We start from the raw sequence: 17,820 nt of genomic DNA, 5'->3' as shown, positions 1-17,820 counted from the left end.
GCTCGGCTCTACAGAAGCGGTGCGTTCAGCCCACAATCCGCAGCACATCGTCCAGCAGCGCGGCGGCGGTGACTTCCGCGCCCGCACCCGGGCCCTGGATCAACAACGGCTGGCGCTGATAGCGGTCGCTGTGGATGGCCACGTGATTGTCGGTACCTGCGCCTTGCGCCAACGGGTGATCGGCGGGCAGTTCGCGCAGCCCTACCTGCGCACCTTCGCCATCGACGCGACCGACAAAGCGCAGCACACAGCCATTGTCGCGCGCCTGCCGCCAGCGCGCCTGCAGCGGCGCATCCAACTGCTCCAACGCGGCGACGGCCGCTTCCAGCGGCAGCGCCGCCAGTGCGTCAGGCACCAGCGAATCCACCTGCACCTGCGCGGCATCCAGCGCCAGCCCGCTGCTGCGAGCGAGGATCAGCAGCTTGCGACGCACGTCTTCGCCGGACAGGTCCAGGCGCGGATCGGGCTCGGTGTAGCCGGCGGCCAGCGCCTCGCGCACCGCCGCCGAGAATGGCGACTGGCCGTCATAGCGATTGAACAGCCACGCCAACGAACCGGACAGCACGCCCTCGATGGCATGGATGTGATCGCCACCGGCCACCAGCGCGCGCAGGCTGCTCAACAACGGCAGGCCCGCACCCACCGTGGCACTGTCGCCATAGCGCGCGCCACTGTCGGCGCAGCTTTCGGCAATCGCCTGCGCGCGGGCCAGCTGCGCGCCACGGCCCAGCTTGTTGGCCGTCACCACGTGCACGCCGCGCGCCAGCCACTGCGCGTGGCGGGCCGCCACGTCTTCGCTGGCCGTGGCATCGACCACCACGTCCCCCCGTTCCAGGCCTTCGGCGCTGGACCAGGGTGGCGAACGCAGGCCGTCACGCGGCGCGCGCCGCGCCAGCTCCAACGGCAGCGCCAGGTCGCGATCAATCGCCAGTGCGGTGCGCGAATTGGCCAGCCACTGCACATTGGGCAGTTCCAACCCCCGTGCCTGCAAGGCCTGGTAACGCTGCACGAAGGCCGAGCCCACAGTGCCGGTGCCGAGCAGCGCCAGGCGTCCCGTGCCCAGCGCGGGGATGTCAGCGGCCAGCGCGTTCATGCGTCCACCACCTGTTTGCGGCGCGCGGCCGCATCGATCACCGCTTCGGCGCGCTGCAGCGCGGCGCCGAGATCGGCCAGCAGGTCACGCTCGGCCTCGATACCGACCGACAACCGCAGCAGGCCCTCGCTGATGCCGGCGGCGGCGCGCGCTTCGGCGGTCATCGCCGCATGGGTCATGGTGGCCGGGTGCGCAATCAGGCTTTCCACGCCGCCCAGCGATTCGGCCAGGGTGAAGCAGCGCAGGCCGTCGACGAACGCACGTACGGCGGCATGCGGATCGTCACCTTCGCAGTCGGCCAGCTCGAACGACAGCATTGCGCCGAAGCCACTCTGCTGACGGGCGGCGATGGCGTGACCAGGGTGATCGGCCAGCCCGGGGTAATAGACGCGGCCCACCGCAGGATGCTGGTCCAGCAGGGCGACGATCGACGCGGTGTTCTCCTGGTGCACGCGCAGGCGCGCATCCAGCGTGCGCAGGCCGCGCAGGGTCAGGAACGCATCGAACGGCGAACCGGTCAGGCCCAGCGCATTGCCCCACCACACCAGCTGCTCATGCAGCGCCGGATCACGTGCCACCACCGCACCACCGACCACGTCGCTGTGGCCATTGATGTACTTGGTGGTGGAATGCAGCACCAGATCGGCGCCGAAGTCCAGCGGCTGCTGCAGTGCCGGTGACAGGAAGGTGTTGTCGACCACCACCAGCGCACCGGCCTTGTGCGCGGCTTCGATCACGAAGCGCAGGTCGGTGATGCGCAGCAGCGGGTTGGACGGGGTTTCCACCAGCACCAGCTTCGGCTGGGTGGCCAGCGCCTGCGCCAGCGCGCGCGGATCGGTGAGGTCGGCGGTGACCAGTTCGAAGTGGCCCTTTTTTGCCAGCGCGTTGAACAGGCGCCAGCTGCCGCCGTACGCATCATGCGGCACCACCAGCGTATCGCCGGGCTGCAGCAGTGCGTTCAGCACCAGGTTGATCGCGCCCATGCCGGTGGCGGTGACCACACCACCGACGCCGCCTTCCAGTTCGGCCAGCGCCTCACCCAGCAGGTCGCGGGTGGGGTTGCCACTGCGCGTGTAGTCGTACTGGCGCTTGTTGCCGAAGCCTTCAAAGCTGAAGTTTGACGACAGCACGATCGGCGGGGTGACCGCACCATGGGCGGTATCGCGATCGATGCCGGCACGGACGGCGGCAGTGGTGCGACTACAGGACGGCTCGTTGGCGTGCAGGCTCATGCGGACTCTCCAGAGGTGCGGAAGGCGGTGGCAAGGATCGCGTCGATGCGATCGGTTTCTTTGAGGAAGGCGTCGTGGCCGTAGGGCGAGCGCAGCACGCGCAGGCTGCCGCGCGGGCCCAGCCCTTCGACCAGGCCGACCAGGTCGGCCAGCGGCACCAGGCGGTCGCCCTCCACGGCCACCACCACGGTCGGCGGCAGGATCGCGGCGGGGTCGACACGGTGCAGATCGATCGATTCGGACAGGCGCAGGTAGGCGGTCACCGGCGTGCGCGCGACGTACTGCGCGCCGGCGGCGTCGAGGTAGTCTTCGGCGGCCACGCGCACGCGCCCGTTGATGACTTCCGGCGCAGCGTCGAAGCGCTCGCCGAATTCTTCCGGGGTGCGGTAGCTGAGCATGGCGAACTGCCGGGCCAGGGCCAGGCCGTGGTCCTCGCCACATTGCAGCTGACCGAGGGCGACGGCACGACGCTGCAGCGCGCGCCACGCGGCGGCATAGGGATGCGGGCGATGCGCGCCGCTGGCCAGCACCAGCTGGCGGACGCGGGTGCGATGACGGATCGCGAACTGCTGGCCGACCAGCGCGCCATACGAATAGCCAACGAAGGCCTTCAGCGTGCGGATACCGAGATGGTCCAGCAGCAGGGCCAGCGCATCGGCCTGGTCGGCGGTATCGATCGGTACGTCCAGCGCCCCATCGGCACCGATGAAGTCGAACGCCAGTACGCGCAGCTGCTGCGGATCCAGCGTGCGGCCGTTGCCGACCAGATCTTCAGCCCAGCCCTTCTCGCTGAACTGCGCGTTGGAGGCCACATGGCGGTGCGCGGAAATGCCACCAGCCAGCACCACCACCGGCGCGTTGGTCGGGCCGACCCACTCATAGCGCAGGCGCACCGGGCTTGGGCCGGCATGGCGCATCGACAGCACCGCGGCGAACTCGCCGCGTTCGGCGTGCACGCGGTCTTCGACCGGCACGCTGACGGGGACAAAGGGTTCGGGGCGAACGGCGGTACTGGCAGCGAAGCTCATGGCGGGATCCGGTTGGGGAATCGGCCATCGAGCCTTCGCGGGGCTCGCGTTCGAGATGCACGTGCGGTGCATGGTTCGAACCATCTTTCGGTGGACGCCACGGTCCCCGCAGGATTTGGCACCTACGCAGATGCTTGCGCGTCTGCGGGCTGCCCCGGCTTCAAAGGGCCTGTCCCTCTGCCGGTCTCGATGGTGGAGCCACGATGCCAGCCCTTTGCAGCACTGTCAATCCCTTCATGCGGATAAAGCGATGAATATTTCCCCGACTCCACTATGCGAGCGCCGTCGCGGTCGCTCCGTTCAGGATCGGGTACAGTCCCGGCGGTCCATTTTCCTGAATCGCCGATGCCACGCCTGCCCCTGACCTGCCTGCTCCTGCCGCTGCTGGCCAGTGCCTCCGCCGGGGCCAGCGACTGGCGCCAGGGTTGGGGGATGTTGCCGAAGCCGCCCACCCGCGCCAGCACGGCCAGCAACGGCGCGGGCGCCGCAAAGGAGGCCGTTCCGATGGCCCAGCTGCGCCTGCAGCCGCTCGGCGAACAGTGGCAGGCGCGGATCGACAACGCATTGGCAGGCCCGCTGCAGATCGAGCTGCGCGCCGCGCCTGGCCGCGCCGTTGAAGGCCTGCCGGTGCAGTCACTCATCCAGGGCGACAGCAGCCTGGTGGTCGGCCATCTGCCTGCCCCCGCCAACGGCCGCACCCTGGACCTGCGCCTGCAGTCGGTGCCGGGCAACCCCGCCGCACAGGCCGAGGACGTGGCCTACCGGTTGCCCTTCGATGCCGCGCGCCTGCGCGTGGACCAGGCGCCGCAGGGCCACTTCAGCCATGGTGATGAGGAAAACCGCGACGCAGTCGATTTCGCCCTGCCCGAAGCCACCCTGGTACTGGCCGCGCGCGAAGGCACGGTGATGCAGATCCAGGATGGCTACCAGGGCAACGGCCTGGACCGCGAACGCGATGGCGGCCGCGCCAACTTCGTCCGTGTCCTGCACAGCGATGGCAGCATGGCCCTGTATGGCCATCTGCAGGCCGGGGGCATGCGCGTGCGCCGTGGCCAGGCGGTGCAGGCCGGGCAGCCGCTCGGCCTGTCCGGCAACAGCGGCTTCAGCAGTGCCCCGCATCTGCACTTCGTGGTGCAGGTCAACCGTGGCATGGGCCTACGCTCGGTGCCGGTGCGCATCTTCGCCGAACAGGGCCAGCTGCAGTTCGCCCGCCAGGGCGAGGCCGAGGGCGGCACCGGGCGCTGAGCGGCCCCGGCCGGTATAATCGGGCGCTTATCTCTTTGAAAAGCGCCCCGGGCGGGCGCCACTGCCATGTCCGAAGTCGCCAACGAAGCGTCGCGTCGCCGCACCTTCGCCATCATCTCCCACCCTGACGCCGGCAAGACCACGCTGACCGAAAAGCTGCTGCTGTTCGGAGGCGCGATCCAGATGGCCGGTTCGGTCAAGGGCCGCAAGGCCGCCCGCCACGCCACCTCCGACTGGATGGCGCTGGAAAAGGAGCGCGGCATCTCCGTCACCTCCTCGGTGATGCAGTTCCCGTACGAAGGCAAGATCGTCAACCTGCTCGACACCCCCGGCCACGCCGACTTCGGCGAGGACACCTACCGCGTGCTGACCGCGGTGGACTCGGCGCTGATGGTGATCGACGTGGCCAAGGGCGTGGAAGAGCGCACCATCAAGCTGATGGAAGTGTGCCGCCTGCGCGACACCCCGATCATGACCTTCATCAACAAGCTCGACCGCGAGGGCAAGGACCCGATCGAGCTGCTGGATGAAGTGGAAACCGTGCTGGGCATCCAGTGCGCCCCGGTCACCTGGCCGATCGGCATGGGCCAGCGCCTGAAGGGCGTGGTGCACCTGCTGACCGGCGAAGTGCATCTGTACGAGCCGGGCCGCAATTTCACCCGCCAGGATTCGACCATCTTCCCGTCCATCGATGCCCCCGGCCTGGCCGAGAAGATCGGCGCACAGATGCTGGCCGAGCTGCGCGATGAGCTGGAACTGGTGCAGGGCGCCAGCCACCCGTTCGATCTGCAGGCCTACCGTGACGGCAAGCAGACCCCGGTGTTCTTCGGCTCGGGCGTGAACAACTTCGGCGTGCAGCCGCTGCTGGACTTCTTCGTCGAGCATGCACCGTCGCCGCAGGCACGTTCCACCACCGGCCGCGAGATCGCCCCGGAAGAGAACAAGCTGACCGGCTTCGTGTTCAAGATCCAGGCCAACATGGACCCGCAGCATCGCGACCGCGTCGCGTTCATGCGCGTCTGCTCGGGCCGCTTCAGCGCCGGCATGAAGACCTTCCATGTGCGCACCGGCAAGGAAATGAAGCTGGCCAACGCACTGACCTTCATGGCCAGCGACCGCGAGATCGCCGCCGAAGCGTGGCCGGGCGATGTGATCGGCATCCACAACCACGGCACCATTTCCATCGGCGATACCTTCACCGAAGGCGAAGCGGTCACCTTCACCGGCATTCCGAACTTCGCTCCGGAACTGTTCCGCCGTGCACGCCTGCGCGATCCGCTCAAGCTCAAGCAGCTGCAGAAGGGCCTGGCGCAGCTGTCCGAAGAGGGCGCGACCCAGTTCTTCCGCCCGTTGACCAGCAACGACCTGATCCTGGGCGCGGTCGGCGTGCTGCAGTTCGACGTGGCCGCCTACCGTCTGAAGGACGAGTACGGCGTGGAAGCGACCTTCGAACCGGTCAGCGTGACCACCGCGCGTTGGGTCCATTGCAGCAACGAAAAGAAGCTGGAAGAGTTCCGCGAGAAGAACGCGCTGAACCTGGCGCTGGACGCGGCCGGCCATCTGGTCTACCTGGCGCCGACCCGGGTCAACCTGCAGCTGGCGCAGGAACGCGCGCCGGACGTGCGCTTCTCGGCCACCCGCGAAGCGGCGCACACCGTGTCGGTGGCCTGATCCCCGGGGTCGGATCCCTTTCCGCAGGAAAGGGCTCTGACCCCGGCACCCGGGGATTCATCGACCATACGGTGACCGGCGTGCATGCGCCGGCCATCGCGGCGATGATAGGGGGGTGCGGGTCCCCCTCCCCGCGAACGATGCCTACGCCATGTCCACGACTTCCGTTGCTTCGATCCGCGAAGAAATCGCCAGCGCCCTGACCCACGGCCTCGGTGCCGTGCTGGCCCTGGGCGCCGGCGCGGTACTGATCACTCTGGCCGCCATCTACAGCGATGGCTGGCAGCTGGCCGGCGCGATCGTGTTCGGCATCGCGCTGTTGCTGCTGTACACCGCCTCCACCCTGTACCACGCCATCCAGCACCCGGTCGCCAAGGGCCGCCTGAAGGTGTTCGACCACTGCGCGATCTACGTACTGATCGCCGGCACCTATACCCCGTTTACCCTGATCGGCCTGCGCGGCCCCTGGGGCTGGGGCCTGTTCGCCGCGATCTGGACCCTGGCCCTGGCCGGGGTAGTGTTCAAGCTGTTCTACACCGGCCGCTTCAAGGCGCTTTCCACCGGCATCTACATCGCCATGGGCTGGCTGGTGATCGTAGCGATCAAGCCGATGCTGGCCTCGATCGACGGCTGGACCCTGGGCTGGCTGCTGGCCGGCGGCCTGTCCTACACCCTGGGCACCTACTTCTATCACCGCGAATCGATCCCCTATTCGCACGCGATCTGGCACCTGTTCGTGATCGGCGGCAGCGTCTGCCACTTCGTCGCGGTGACCATGCAGGTGCTGTAACCACAGCCCGCCGCGCGGCCCTGCACGCCGCGCACATGGACGCTTCGCGCCCCGTCCACGATCGGGGCGCAACCATGGCAGTGTGAATGCTGCCGCCTCCCCTGCTGCACGGCGCCCTTCCCGCTGGCGCCTCCGGCGCCTTGGACCGCGGGGCCAGCGCGTGTGGGCTGCGCTGCTGTTCCTGCTGGCCGCGCTGCTGGTGCTGATCGCGTTGTGGGACTGGAACTGGTTCAAGGGGCCGGTCGAACGTGCGGTGCAGGCGCGTACCGGCCGTGCGCTGCACATCGGCCAGCTGGATGTCGATCTGGGCCGCACCACCACGATCCGTGCCGATGCGATCACCTTTGCCAATGCCCGCTGGGCTCGGCAACCGCAGATGGCCAGCGCCGACCGGGTCGAGATCGACGTGCGGGTCTGGCCGCTGCTGCGCGGCAGCGTGCAGCTGCCCGAAGTGCGCCTGACCCGGCCCGACGTGCTGCTGGAAACCGCCCCGCGCAAGGGCGAACCGGGCAACTGGGATTTCCTCGGTGACAGCGCCGGCGGAACCAGCCCCCAACTCAAGCGACTGCGCATCGACGACGGTCGCCTGCAGTTCCTCGATGCGCTCGGCCGCACCGATATCCGCGTGGATGTGCGCAGCGGCCAGCCGAAGCAGGCCGATGCCGCACCGCCGCTGCTGGTGCAGGGCAAGGGCCACTGGCAAGGCAACGCGTTCACCCTGCGGGGTGGCACCGAATCCCCGCTGGAACTGACCGACAGCGATCACCCGTTCCGCATCCATCTGGACGGCCGCGCCGGCGCCACCCATGCAGTGGCCCGCGGCACGCTCACCAATCCGTTCCAGCTGCGTGTGTTCGACCTGCAGTTCGCGCTCAGCGGCCAGGACCTGGCCGATCTCTACCCGTTGCTGGGCATCGCCATCCCGCCCTCGCCGCCTTACGCCCTGGACGGACGCCTGAAACGCGACCACAACGTGTGGCGCTACGATGGCTTCACCGGCAAGGTCGGTGACAGCGACCTGGCAGGCAACCTTCAGTTCGAAGTGGGCGGCGCGCGGCCGCGGCTGACCGCCACGCTGGAATCCAGGCGCCTGGATTTCGATGATCTGGCCGGCTTCGTCGGCGCCCCGCCGAAAACCGGGGGTGGCGAAACGGCCAACGCCGAACAGAAGGCTGCGGCCGCCCGTGTCGCGGCCAGCAGCCGGGTGCTGCCGGATACGCCGTACAACCTCGGCAAGCTGCGCGCGATGGATGCCGATGTGCGCTGGAAGGCCCACCGCATCAATGCGCCGTCATTGCCACTGGATGACATGGATGCGCATCTGCTGCTGGACGACGGCGTGCTGCGCCTGGACCCCCTGAACTTCGGCGTGGCCGGCGGCGATATCCGCAGCACGATCCGCATGGACGCGCGCCAGGCGCAGATCAGCACCGCGCTGAAGGCCAGCGTACGCGGCGTGCAGCTGGGCCAGCTGTTTCCGGACGCGAAGCTGGCCGAACAGGCCAAGGGCGGCATCGGCGGCGAGGTGGACCTGAGCGGCCGTGGCAACTCGATCGCCGCCATGCTGGGCAGCAGCAGCGGCAAGGTCGGGCTGGCGATGGGCCGTGGCCACGTCGGCAACCTGGTGATGGAACTGGCCGGGCTGGATATCACCGAATCACTGAAGTTCCTGATGACCGGCGACAAGCAGATTCCCCTGCGCTGCGCCTTCGCCGACTTCGGCGTGCGCGACGGGCTGATGACCAGCCAGGCACTGGCAGTGGACACCACCGACACGATCCTCATCGGCGAGGGCAAGGTCAGCCTGCGCGACGAAACCCTCGACCTGCTGCTGAAGCCACGCCCGAAGGACAAGAGCATCCTGGTGCTGCGCTCGCCGCTGCACATCGCCGGCACGTTCAAGGACCCGTCGTTCCGCCCGGATTTCAAGGCGCTGGGCATTCGTGGCGCGGTGGCCCTGGCGCTGGGCAGCATCGCCCCGCCGGCGGCGTTGCTGGCGACGATCGAACTGGGGCCGGGCAAGGATGCCGACTGCGGCGGGCAATATGCGAAGTAGGGTTACGGCGTTGTTCGCGGCGCCTCTTTTCCCACGCGTAGAGCCGGAGCAAGGCGACAGGCAGGACACGCCGTAAATACGTCCCTGTAGGCTCGGTCGGCGCATCCATGCGCCTCACGGTCCTGCCTGCCGCCTTGCTCCGGCTCCGGACAGTTTCCTGCGCGCGCGCAGCGAGAGCGAAATTCAAAGTCAAAAGAAAAAGCAAAGTCAAAAGCTGTTGCCAACCAAGGTTGGCAGCTACCAAAGGCGAGGCACCGCGCATGTACGCACCGCGCCCGCGGAAATGTTTCCAGAGGCGGAGGGCATGGGCGTGCAGGACCGTTGGCGCCGTGGATGGCGCCATCGAGCCTACAGGGACGTACTTGCGGCGTGTCCTGCACGCCCATGCCCTCCGCCTCTCCGACGTATCAGGAAGGCGCTGCTTCTGCTTCTGCACTTGCTGTTGGCGGGCCGGCGGGCCGCAGGCCCGCCAGCGAAAAACTCACCCGGCAACGATGTACTGCTGCAGATGATCCAGCTCGCGCCGCTGCGCATCGATCACCGACTTCACCAGGTCACCAATGGAAATCACTCCCAGCACCTGCGCGCCTTCCACCACCGGCAGGTGGCGGATGCGGTAATCGGTCACCAGCTGCAGGCAGTGCTCCACCTGCTCGCCCGGTGACACCGTCACCACCTGCGCGGTCATGATCTCGGCCACCGCCGTATCGCGTGAGGAACGATCGCGCAGCACGATCTTGCGCGCGTAATCGCGCTCGGACAGGATGCCGACCAGTCGCGGGCCATCCATCACCAGCACCGCCCCGATGCCCTTCTCCGCCATCAACCGGATCGCATCGATCACCGCCGCATCCGGCGCGACCGCATGTACTTCAGGAGACTTGCCGTCCAACAGTTGCCGTACCGTGGTCATCCGCCTGCCCTCCGAGGGTGGGTTGCAGGGCCGAGTCTGCCACGGCCGATGCTAGCCAGGCGTCAACCAGGTACAGAGGTCGCTGCTTGGACTCTTCATACAACCGCCCCAGGTATTCGCCGATCAGCCCCAGCGCGATCAACTGCACCCCGCCCAGGAACAGGATCACCGCCATCATCGTCGGCCAGCCGGCCACGCGATCCCCGTACAGCGCCGCCTTCACGATCACCCACAGACCAAAGACGAACGCCACTGCCGCCGTCGCCAGGCCCAGGTAGGTGGCGGTGCGCAGCGGTACCGTCGAGAACCCGGTAATGCCCTCCAGCGCGAAGTTCCACAGCCGCCACAGGCTGAACTTGCTGCTCCCGGCCACCCGCGCGTGGCGATGGTAGGGCACGGCAATGCGCTTGAAGCCGACCCAGCTGAAAAGCCCTTTCATGAAGCGGTGGCGCTCGCGCATTTCGCGCAGCGCGCTCAACGCACGCGCCGACAGCAGGCGGAAGTCGCCGGTATCGGCGGGAATCGGCGTGCGTGACAGGCGCCCCATCACCCGGTAGAACATCGCCGCCGTGGCGCGCTTGATCCAGGCCTCGCCATCGCGGGCCATGCGCGTGCCGTAAACGTTGTCATGGCCCTCGCGCCAGCGCGCGACGAACTGCGGCACCAGCTCCGGCGGGTCCTGGCCGTCAGCATCGAGGATCATCGCCGCGCCTTCGCGCACCAGGTCCAGGCCGGCGGTCAGTGCCGCCTCCTTGCCGAAGTTGCGCGAAAGCCGCAGCGCCGAAACGCGCGCATCGCCCTCGGCCAGCCCGGCGATCACCTCCCAGGTGCCATCGTGGCTGCCGTCGTCCACATACAGGATGTGGCCGTCGAGATCGGGCATGCCGTCGAGCACCGCACACAGGCGCGGATGCAGCAGGGGCAGTGCCTGCGCCTCGTTGTAGGCAGCGATGACGAAAGTGAGCCGTTCGCGGGTCATGCCCCGATTGTACGTTGCATGGGCGCACGCCATGCGCCGGCCAGGCGGTACGCGCACTCAGTCCTCGGCCAGATACCCGGCCCCGCCCAGCTGGCGCGCCTGGCGCTGGATCCACGCCGCGCGGCGCTGCACATACGGCCCAGGCGCGGCCGCGTTGTAGCGCCGCGGTGCCGGCAGCACCGCCGCCAGCCGCGCGCTCTCGGCCGGGCTCAGGCGCGCGGCATCCTTGCCCCAGAATTTCTGCGCCGCCGCCTGCGCGCCATACACCCCATCGCCGAATTCGGCGATGTTGGCGTACATCTCCAGGATGCGCTGCTTGGGCCACATGGCCTCGATCAGCACGGTGTACCAGACCTCCAGGCCTTTGCGGATCCAGCTGCGGCCCTGCCACAGGAACAGGTTCTTGGCCACCTGCTGGCTGATCGTGCTGGCCCCGCGCAGGCGCCCGCCGCGGGCGTTGTGGTCGCGGGCCTTCTCGATGGCCTGCAGATCGAAGCCGTTGTGCTCGGGGAAGCGCTGGTCTTCGGCCGCCACCAGTGAAATCGGCAGGCTCGGCGCCATCTGGTCCAGGTCGCGCCATTGGTAATGCAGCCGGTAGGACCAGTCCGCCTCGCCCAGCGCCTCGCCGTAGCGCCACAGCATCACGGTGGACCCGGGCGGGTCGATGAAGCGCAGCACCAGCACCTGCAGGCAGCTGAACGCGGCCAGCAGCAGTGGCAGCCACAGCAGGTATTTCCAGCGCCAGCGCCGACGGCGCGGCGGCGGCGCCACGGCTTCTACCTTGTGCTGCTCTCCCCCTGCCCCCATTACTGGTGCATCCTTCTTCTGTCTGGTTGTCGGCGCATTATCCGGCAACCGCCCCCGTTTACGCGCGATGTGAGCCGATGACCGCCAACTCCGATTCCCTGATCCGCTTCCTGCTGCCCGACGCCGGTGTCCGCGGCGTGCATGTACGCCTGCAGGCCACCTGGCAGGAAATCCTGTCCCACGCCCAGTATCCGGATGCCGCCGCCGAACTGCTGGGCGAGGCCTGCGTGGCAGCCGCGCTGTTCACCGGCCACACCAAGATCGACGGCCGCCTGTCGATCCAGCTGCGCAGCAGCAGCGCCCTGCGCACCCTGTTCGCCGAGTGCACCGCGACCGGCACCCTGCGCGGCATCGCCCAGCTCAGCGACGGCGAAGACGCCCCGCGCGACCTGTCCGCCCTGGGCAACGACGCCATCCTCGCCATCACCATCGAAAACCCCGGGCTGGACCCGCGCGAACCGCAGCGCTACCAGAGTCTGGTCGGGCTGACCGCGCCGGAACTGGATGAAGCCTTCGAGGACTACTTCCGCCAGTCCGAACAGCTGCCGACCCGCCTGCTGCTGGCCGCCGACCGCAATGGCGCGGCCGGCCTGCTGCTGCAGAAGCTGCCGGGAGACGAGGGCGACGAGGACGGCTGGGCACGCGCCAGCGCCCTGTTCGAGACCCTGGGCAAGGCCGAACTCCTGGCCACCCCGGCCGAACAGCTGCTGCACCGGCTCTTCCACGAGGAGCACCCGGAACTGATGGGCGACAAGCCGCTGTCCTTCGCCTGCTCCTGCTCGCGCGAGCGGGTCGAGGCCATGCTGCAGTCGCTGGGTGAGGAAGAAGCACGCGCCGCTGCCAAGGACACCGGCGCGGTCGAAGTGCGGTGCGAATTCTGCGGACGTGAGTATCACTTTCCATTGACGGAGTTCGGCATACTGTTCCACGGCGCCAAGGGGGCAGTACCGGCACCTGAACGGCTTCAGTAAACGGCAGTCTTGTACCTGGGGAGGATCAAGGCTTGTTAAGAATTCATAAACGCCCTAGGATCGAGTTCCCGTCCCCACGGGAACTTCCGTTGTCCGTCCCTGTCTGAACTGGTCCGATGCGTACTTTCCTGCGTCTACCGCTGGCCCTGCTGATCGCCCTTGGCGCGATCACGGGCGTGCACGCGCAGAGCAAGGACACCCGCACCGTGCTGCCGGTGTGGAACAAGGGCAGCGGCAAGGTCGAGGCCCTGCTGTATCTGGAGCCGACCGGCGAACAGTCCGCCGGCGCCCGCTGGCACTTCGGCCGCAATTCACTGGACGCCGCTTTCGGTCTGTCCTCCGGCGATTCGCTCGGCCTGCTCTGCAACAGCAGCAGCGGTACCAGCATGAGCGGCCTGGCCAGCCATTGCATGCTGGCCAGCCTGGGTGATGACGACGACCTCAACAGCCGGCGTTTCACCGGCACCGCCGCATTGAACCGTGGCAACAGCCGCCTGGGCATCACCGCCGGCACCGGCCGCGAGACCTTGCCGGCGTGGCTGGCCGGGCCGAACAAGACCCCGTCGCTGCGCACCGAACAGAACGATCTGACCGTGTTCGCGCAGAAGAACATCGGCCGCGAAGGCTTCGTCTCCATCGCCGGCACCTACGCCAAGGCACGCCTGGTGCCGCTGGCCGACGCCTCGCCGGCACTGGTCGACCGCTGGGACAGCAAGAGCCTGAGCATCGGCGCCGGTTATGGCAATTTCACCGGCAGCATCATCGGCCGCGTCGTTGATGTGCCCGGCAAGCCGGGTAAGTGGGAAGGCCTGGGCATCGGCCTGACCTGGCGCACGCCGTGGTCCGGCCAGCTGACGGTCGGTGCCGAGAATGTGATCAGCCGTGGCAAGAATCCGTTCTCGCCGCGCAATGAAAGCAACGACGACGGCACCGTGCCGTACGTGCGCTACGAACAGGATCTCTGATCCGTTTCCACGGCCCTGGCCGTATCCCCGTTGTTCCCTGCCGGGCGCCGAGAGGCGCCCGTTGCGCATGTACGCTGCATACCTTTCGCTGCATACCTTTCAATGCACGCGTCAAGGGCCTGGGATACCTGGAATAACGCGATGACATACTGCGGTACATATCAAACGTAACTTTTTTCATCATTCTGCGTTAACAAACGAGGCACGGCTATATAGCCGCATGAGCAACTCATTGATTTCAATGAAATAAGAGGCGATTTACCAAAATCACAGACTTGATTAACACAGCTTTAATTCTTGGCGAGCGCCCGCTACTATCGGGTCAGCCTCGCGATTTGGGAGCGCTCTTTCGCTCCCCCGCCGGGCATAAACCCCAGCCAAGATTTCTTGGAGAGAGAGAGCCAATGAAACTCAAGTCCAGCCAGCTGCGTGACGCAGTTGTGATCGCGCTTGTCGCCGGTGCCAGCACCGCGACAGCCCACGCCCAGGAAGCCACCAACCTCGACCGTATCGAGGTCACCGGTTCGCGCATCCGCCAGGTCGATACCGAAACCGCACAGCCGGTGATGACCATCAGCCGCGACCAGATCGAGAAGCAGGGCTTCAAGTCGGTCGCCGACATCCTGCAGAACATCCCGGCCGCTGGTTCGCCTGCCATCAGCCGTACCTCCCCGCTCAGCTCGGGCGAAGCGGTCGGCGGTTACTACATCGACCTGCGCAACCTGGGTGCCAACCGCACCCTGATCCTGATCGACGGCCGCCGCCTGGGCATCACCAACGACGGCCTGCAGGACGTTGCCTCGATTCCGTCGGCGATGGTCGAGCGCATCGAAGTGCTGAAGGACGGCGCGTCCACCATCTACGGTTCGGACGCCATTGCCGGCGTGGTCAACATCATCACCCGCAAGGACTTCGAAGGTGCCGAAGCCAACGTCTACATCGGCCAGTGGGACCAGGGCGACGGCAAGCGCGAGAACTACGATTTCATCATGGGCTTCCGTGGTGAGCGTGGCTCGCTGACCGCCGGTGTCGAGTACACCAACGAAGATCCGGTGTGGGCCAAGGACCGCTGGTTCTCCCGCGACCGCTTCCCGACCGGCGAGAAGAGCGCACCGCGCCCGGGCGGCCTGTCCGGTACCTCGCAGTGGGGCCGTTTCGTCTACAACAACCAGCTCTACACGCTGCGCCGCGACGTTCCGGGCCTGGATCCGTCGCAGTTCTCCAGCTACCGCCTGGTCGACCCGACCATCGACGTCTCCAACCCGGCGCTGGCCTCGACCGTGTACAGCGGCATCAAGCGCAAGTCGGCCTTCCTGAACGGCCGCTTCGACTTCACCGACAACGTGCGCTTCGACACCAGCGTGCTGTACACCGACCGTGATTCGTTCGCGCAGAACGCGGGCTATCCGTTCTTCAGCGACGACTTCGCCCTGAGCGCCAATGGCCTGTCCGCTGACAGCGTGTTCAACCCGGTCGGCGAAGACGTCCAGTACGTGCGCCGTGGCTGGGAAGTGCCGCGCGAAGTCCGCAACAGCCTGACCACCACCCGCTTCACCGGTGTGTTCAGCGGCACCTTCCAGACCGGCGAGCGCTACTGGGACTGGGAAGCCGGCTATCTGTACAACCAGAACAAGGGCACCCAGATCAGCACGGGTAACCTGAACACCTACGCCGTTGGCCAGGCCACCGGCCCGTCCTTCATCAACGCCAACGGCCAGGCGCAGTGCGGCACGCCGGACTCGCCGATTCCGCTGGGTACCGGCCCCGGGTCGTGCACGCCGTGGAACCCGCTGATCGCCAACGGCTACAACGCGCCCAACAGCCTGGCCGATCCCAATGTCCAGGCCTATCTGTACCAGCCGGGCCAGGCGCTGTCGCGCACCACCACCAAGAACTTCTTCGCCAACATCGCCGGCACCATCGCAACCCTGCCGGCGGGCGATCTGGGTGTAGCGCTGGGCATCGAGCGTCGTGAAGAGAGCGGCTCGTTCTCGCCCGATGCACTGGCCCAGACCGGCATCTCGACCGATCTGGCCGCCGGCCCGACCCAGGGTGGCTACAACCTCAACGAAGCCTACCTGGAACTGCAGGTTCCGATCCTGGCCGACCTGCCGGGCGCGAAGGAACTGACCCTGACCGCGGCCACCCGCTACTCGGATTACGACACCTTCGGCAATACGCTGAACAGCAAGTTCGGTCTGAAGTGGAAGCCGATCGACTCGATCCTGGTCCGCGGTACCTGGTCGGAAGGCTTCCGTGCGCCGACCGTGGCTGACCTGTACGGCGGCATCTCGCAGACCTTCCCGAACTACACCGACCCGTGCGACACCAGCTTCGGCCCTGCCGCCGGCAACGCACGCTGCCTGGCCGATGTGCCGGCCGGCTTCCGCCAGCCGAACACCTCCTCCAGCGGTCCGGCCCCGGGTCCGGGCGAGGCCAGCAACACGCCGTTCGTCACCGGCTCGACCCCGGGCCTGACGCCGGAAACGTCCAAGTCCAAGACCATCGGCATCGTGTGGAGCCCGGGCTTCCTCAGCGGCTTCAACACCTCGCTGGACTGGTGGAACATCCGCATCGACAACACCATCGTTGCCGATTCGCCGACCGACCTGCTGAACGACTGCTACCTGCGTGGCATCGAGTCGCGTTGCGTGGGCTTCACCCGTAACGCCAACGGCAACATCACCCAGCTGGACTTCGCGCTGCGCAACGCCGGCTACGTGGAGACCGAGGGCTTCGATTTCGATGTGAACTACCGCTTCGAAACCGGCTTCGGCAACTTCACCACCTCGCTGCAGAACACCTACGTCACCAAGAACGAGATCAAGTCGGACAACACCGACAATCCGCCGACCCAGCGAAACGGCTTCGAGGGCAACTTCCGCCTGCGCTCGAACCTGACCGTCAACTGGCAGCTGGACAACCTGTCGATCTCCTGGACCGCGCGTTACTACTCCGGCACCAAGGAAGACTGCTACTTCGACGACCGCTGCACCCTGCCGAACTTCAGCTCGCCCGATACCCTGGGCCAGATCACGCCGAAGAACGAACTGGGTTCCAACACCTTCCACGACCTGCAGGTGTCCTACAACCTGCCGTGGAATGCGACGGTGGCCGTGGGCGCCAACAACGTGTTCGACCACTGGTCGGCACCGGCCTACGCGCAGCCGAACTCGGGCTACTCGTACTACGGTGGCTACGACATCGGCCGCTTCGTCTACATGAAGTACCAGCAGAAGTTCTGATCGGTTGATTGATCGATGACTTCAGCAACGGCCCCGAAAGGGGCCGTTGTTCTTTGCGTGGCCCGCAGCGTGCGAAGGCCATCGGCCCCAGCAAAAAGGCCGCGGCAATGCCGCGGCCTTCTGGTGACCTCATCGTGTGGCGCTCATCCGTTCGGGATCAGCGTCTCGATCAGGTGCTCGACGTAGGCTTCGAAATCCTCACGCGCCTGCTTGGGCTGCTGCAGCTGCAACGACAGCTGCAGGAAGCCGACGTAGGCCGCATAGGCCAGACGCGCACGGTGCCGCGCATCGGTCGAGCTGAGCCCGGCCTGGCGGAACGAGGCGACCAGATAATCGAGGCGGCGCTGCGAGACGCGGTCGATCACCGGCCGCACCATCGGATGATCCAGCGCCTTCAGCAGCTCGCTGTAGATGATGTGCGGCTGCACTTCATGCGCCACCATCTGGAACAGCTGGCGCAGGCGTACGCGCGGGTCCGGCACGTCTTCCAGGCTGCCGAACACCTGTTCCTGTTCGAACAGCTCCCAGCGTTCCAGCGCCGCCTGCAGCAGCGCATCACGCGAGGGGAAATGCCAATAGAAACTGCCCTTGGTGACCCCGAGACGGCGCGCCAGCGGCTCTACCGCGACGGCGCCGACACCTTGTTCAGCAATCAGATCGAGGGCCGCCTGGGCCCAGTCTTCGGCACTCAGGCGGCTGTTGCGGCCGGCGCGCGGTTCGCCGGCGGAAGCGTCAGGTTGATTCATGGGCTGATTTAACCATACGGCGGGGTTCGTTGCAGTACGCGGTTGCGGCCGAAACCGTCGCAGGGCCACGTGGAGCGCC

General features: G+C 67.1%; 14 protein-coding genes and 1 riboswitch. Of the genes, 7 read left to right on the top strand and 7 right to left on the bottom strand.

Annotated features, from left to right (window positions below; genetic code table 11):
• Positions 1–25: 25 nt before the first annotated feature.
• The 3 genes from AC5YGJ_RS17335 to metX are packed head-to-tail and all read right to left on the bottom strand — an operon-like array spanning position 26 to position 3,353.
• Positions 26–1,093: a homoserine dehydrogenase family protein gene (locus AC5YGJ_RS17335; RefSeq protein WP_496187253.1), complete on the bottom strand. Its 1,068-nt coding sequence runs from the start codon at positions 1,091–1,093 to the stop codon at positions 26–28.
• Positions 1,090–2,325 carry an O-succinylhomoserine (thiol)-lyase gene (locus AC5YGJ_RS17330; protein WP_496187252.1) on the bottom strand — a complete coding sequence of 412 codons (1,236 nt, stop codon included), beginning with the start codon at positions 2,323–2,325 and terminating at the stop codon, positions 1,090–1,092. The genes AC5YGJ_RS17335 and AC5YGJ_RS17330 overlap by 4 nt, the downstream gene beginning before the upstream one ends.
• Positions 2,322–3,353 (bottom strand): homoserine O-succinyltransferase MetX, encoded by a 1,032-nt coding sequence (gene metX, locus AC5YGJ_RS17325; protein WP_496187251.1) that lies wholly within the window; start codon positions 3,351–3,353, stop codon positions 2,322–2,324. The genes AC5YGJ_RS17330 and metX overlap by 4 nt, the downstream gene beginning before the upstream one ends.
• Positions 3,354–3,430: 77 nt before the next feature.
• Positions 3,431–3,549, bottom strand: a riboswitch (SAM riboswitch).
• A gap of 149 nt (positions 3,550–3,698) precedes the next feature.
• On the opposite strand from metX, the gene AC5YGJ_RS17320 reads away from it, so the two are divergent.
• The 4 genes from AC5YGJ_RS17320 (at position 3,699) to AC5YGJ_RS17305 (ending at position 9,115) form a co-directional block, all read left to right on the top strand.
• Positions 3,699–4,598, top strand: coding sequence for a M23 family metallopeptidase (locus tag AC5YGJ_RS17320; RefSeq protein WP_496187250.1), 900 nt, complete (start codon positions 3,699–3,701; stop codon positions 4,596–4,598).
• A gap of 66 nt (positions 4,599–4,664) precedes the next feature.
• Entirely contained in the window at positions 4,665–6,269 is a 1,605-nt protein-coding gene (locus AC5YGJ_RS17315; protein WP_107231240.1) for a peptide chain release factor 3, read from the top strand.
• Positions 6,270–6,420: 151 nt separating this feature from the next.
• The gene (trhA, locus tag AC5YGJ_RS17310; protein WP_010482744.1) at positions 6,421–7,059 is read left to right on the top strand and encodes a PAQR family membrane homeostasis protein TrhA; all 639 of its coding nucleotides are present in this window, start codon (positions 6,421–6,423) and stop codon (positions 7,057–7,059) included.
• Positions 7,060–7,141: 82 nt separating this feature from the next.
• Positions 7,142–9,115, top strand: coding sequence for an AsmA family protein (locus tag AC5YGJ_RS17305; RefSeq protein ID WP_496187249.1), 1,974 nt, complete (start codon positions 7,142–7,144; stop codon positions 9,113–9,115).
• A gap of 481 nt (positions 9,116–9,596) precedes the next feature.
• Here AC5YGJ_RS17305 and AC5YGJ_RS17300 read toward each other — a convergent pair whose 3' ends face one another.
• Genes AC5YGJ_RS17300 through mtgA form a run of 3 tightly spaced genes read right to left on the bottom strand, consistent with a single transcriptional unit; the run spans position 9,597 to position 11,814 of the window.
• Positions 9,597–10,028, bottom strand: a complete 432-nt coding sequence (locus AC5YGJ_RS17300) for a CBS domain-containing protein (protein WP_107231242.1) — start codon at positions 10,026–10,028, stop codon at positions 9,597–9,599.
• On the bottom strand, positions 9,988–11,007 hold the full coding sequence (locus tag AC5YGJ_RS17295) for a glycosyltransferase family 2 protein (RefSeq protein WP_496187248.1): 1,020 nt from the start codon (positions 11,005–11,007) through the stop codon (positions 9,988–9,990). The genes AC5YGJ_RS17300 and AC5YGJ_RS17295 overlap by 41 nt, the downstream gene beginning before the upstream one ends.
• A gap of 57 nt (positions 11,008–11,064) precedes the next feature.
• Positions 11,065–11,814 (bottom strand): monofunctional biosynthetic peptidoglycan transglycosylase, encoded by a 750-nt coding sequence (gene mtgA, locus AC5YGJ_RS17290; protein ID WP_107231244.1) that lies wholly within the window; start codon positions 11,812–11,814, stop codon positions 11,065–11,067.
• Positions 11,815–11,891: 77 nt separating this feature from the next.
• Between mtgA and hslO the strand changes: the two genes are divergently transcribed.
• The 3 genes from hslO (at position 11,892) to AC5YGJ_RS17275 (ending at position 16,995) form a co-directional block, all read left to right on the top strand.
• Positions 11,892–12,785: an Hsp33 family molecular chaperone HslO gene (hslO, locus tag AC5YGJ_RS17285; RefSeq protein ID WP_496187247.1), complete on the top strand. Its 894-nt coding sequence runs from the start codon at positions 11,892–11,894 to the stop codon at positions 12,783–12,785.
• Between the two features lie 116 nt (positions 12,786–12,901).
• Positions 12,902–13,750 (top strand): XOO1806 family protein, encoded by an 849-nt coding sequence (locus AC5YGJ_RS17280; protein WP_249843174.1) that lies wholly within the window; start codon positions 12,902–12,904, stop codon positions 13,748–13,750.
• 404 nt (positions 13,751–14,154) lie between these two features.
• Positions 14,155–16,995: a TonB-dependent receptor gene (locus AC5YGJ_RS17275; RefSeq protein ID WP_496187246.1), complete on the top strand. Its 2,841-nt coding sequence runs from the start codon at positions 14,155–14,157 to the stop codon at positions 16,993–16,995.
• A 143-nt stretch (positions 16,996–17,138) separates the two neighbouring features.
• Here the strand turns inward: AC5YGJ_RS17275 and AC5YGJ_RS17270 are convergent, their stop codons facing one another.
• Positions 17,139–17,741: a TetR/AcrR family transcriptional regulator gene (locus tag AC5YGJ_RS17270; RefSeq protein ID WP_005418411.1), complete on the bottom strand. Its 603-nt coding sequence runs from the start codon at positions 17,739–17,741 to the stop codon at positions 17,139–17,141.
• Positions 17,742–17,820: the final 79 nt, after the last annotated feature.

It is taken from the genome of Stenotrophomonas sp. CS3K5 (assembly GCF_059515225.1).
The sequence above is the reverse complement of the archived record's forward strand: the minus strand, read 5'-3'. Positions and strand labels throughout refer to the sequence as shown.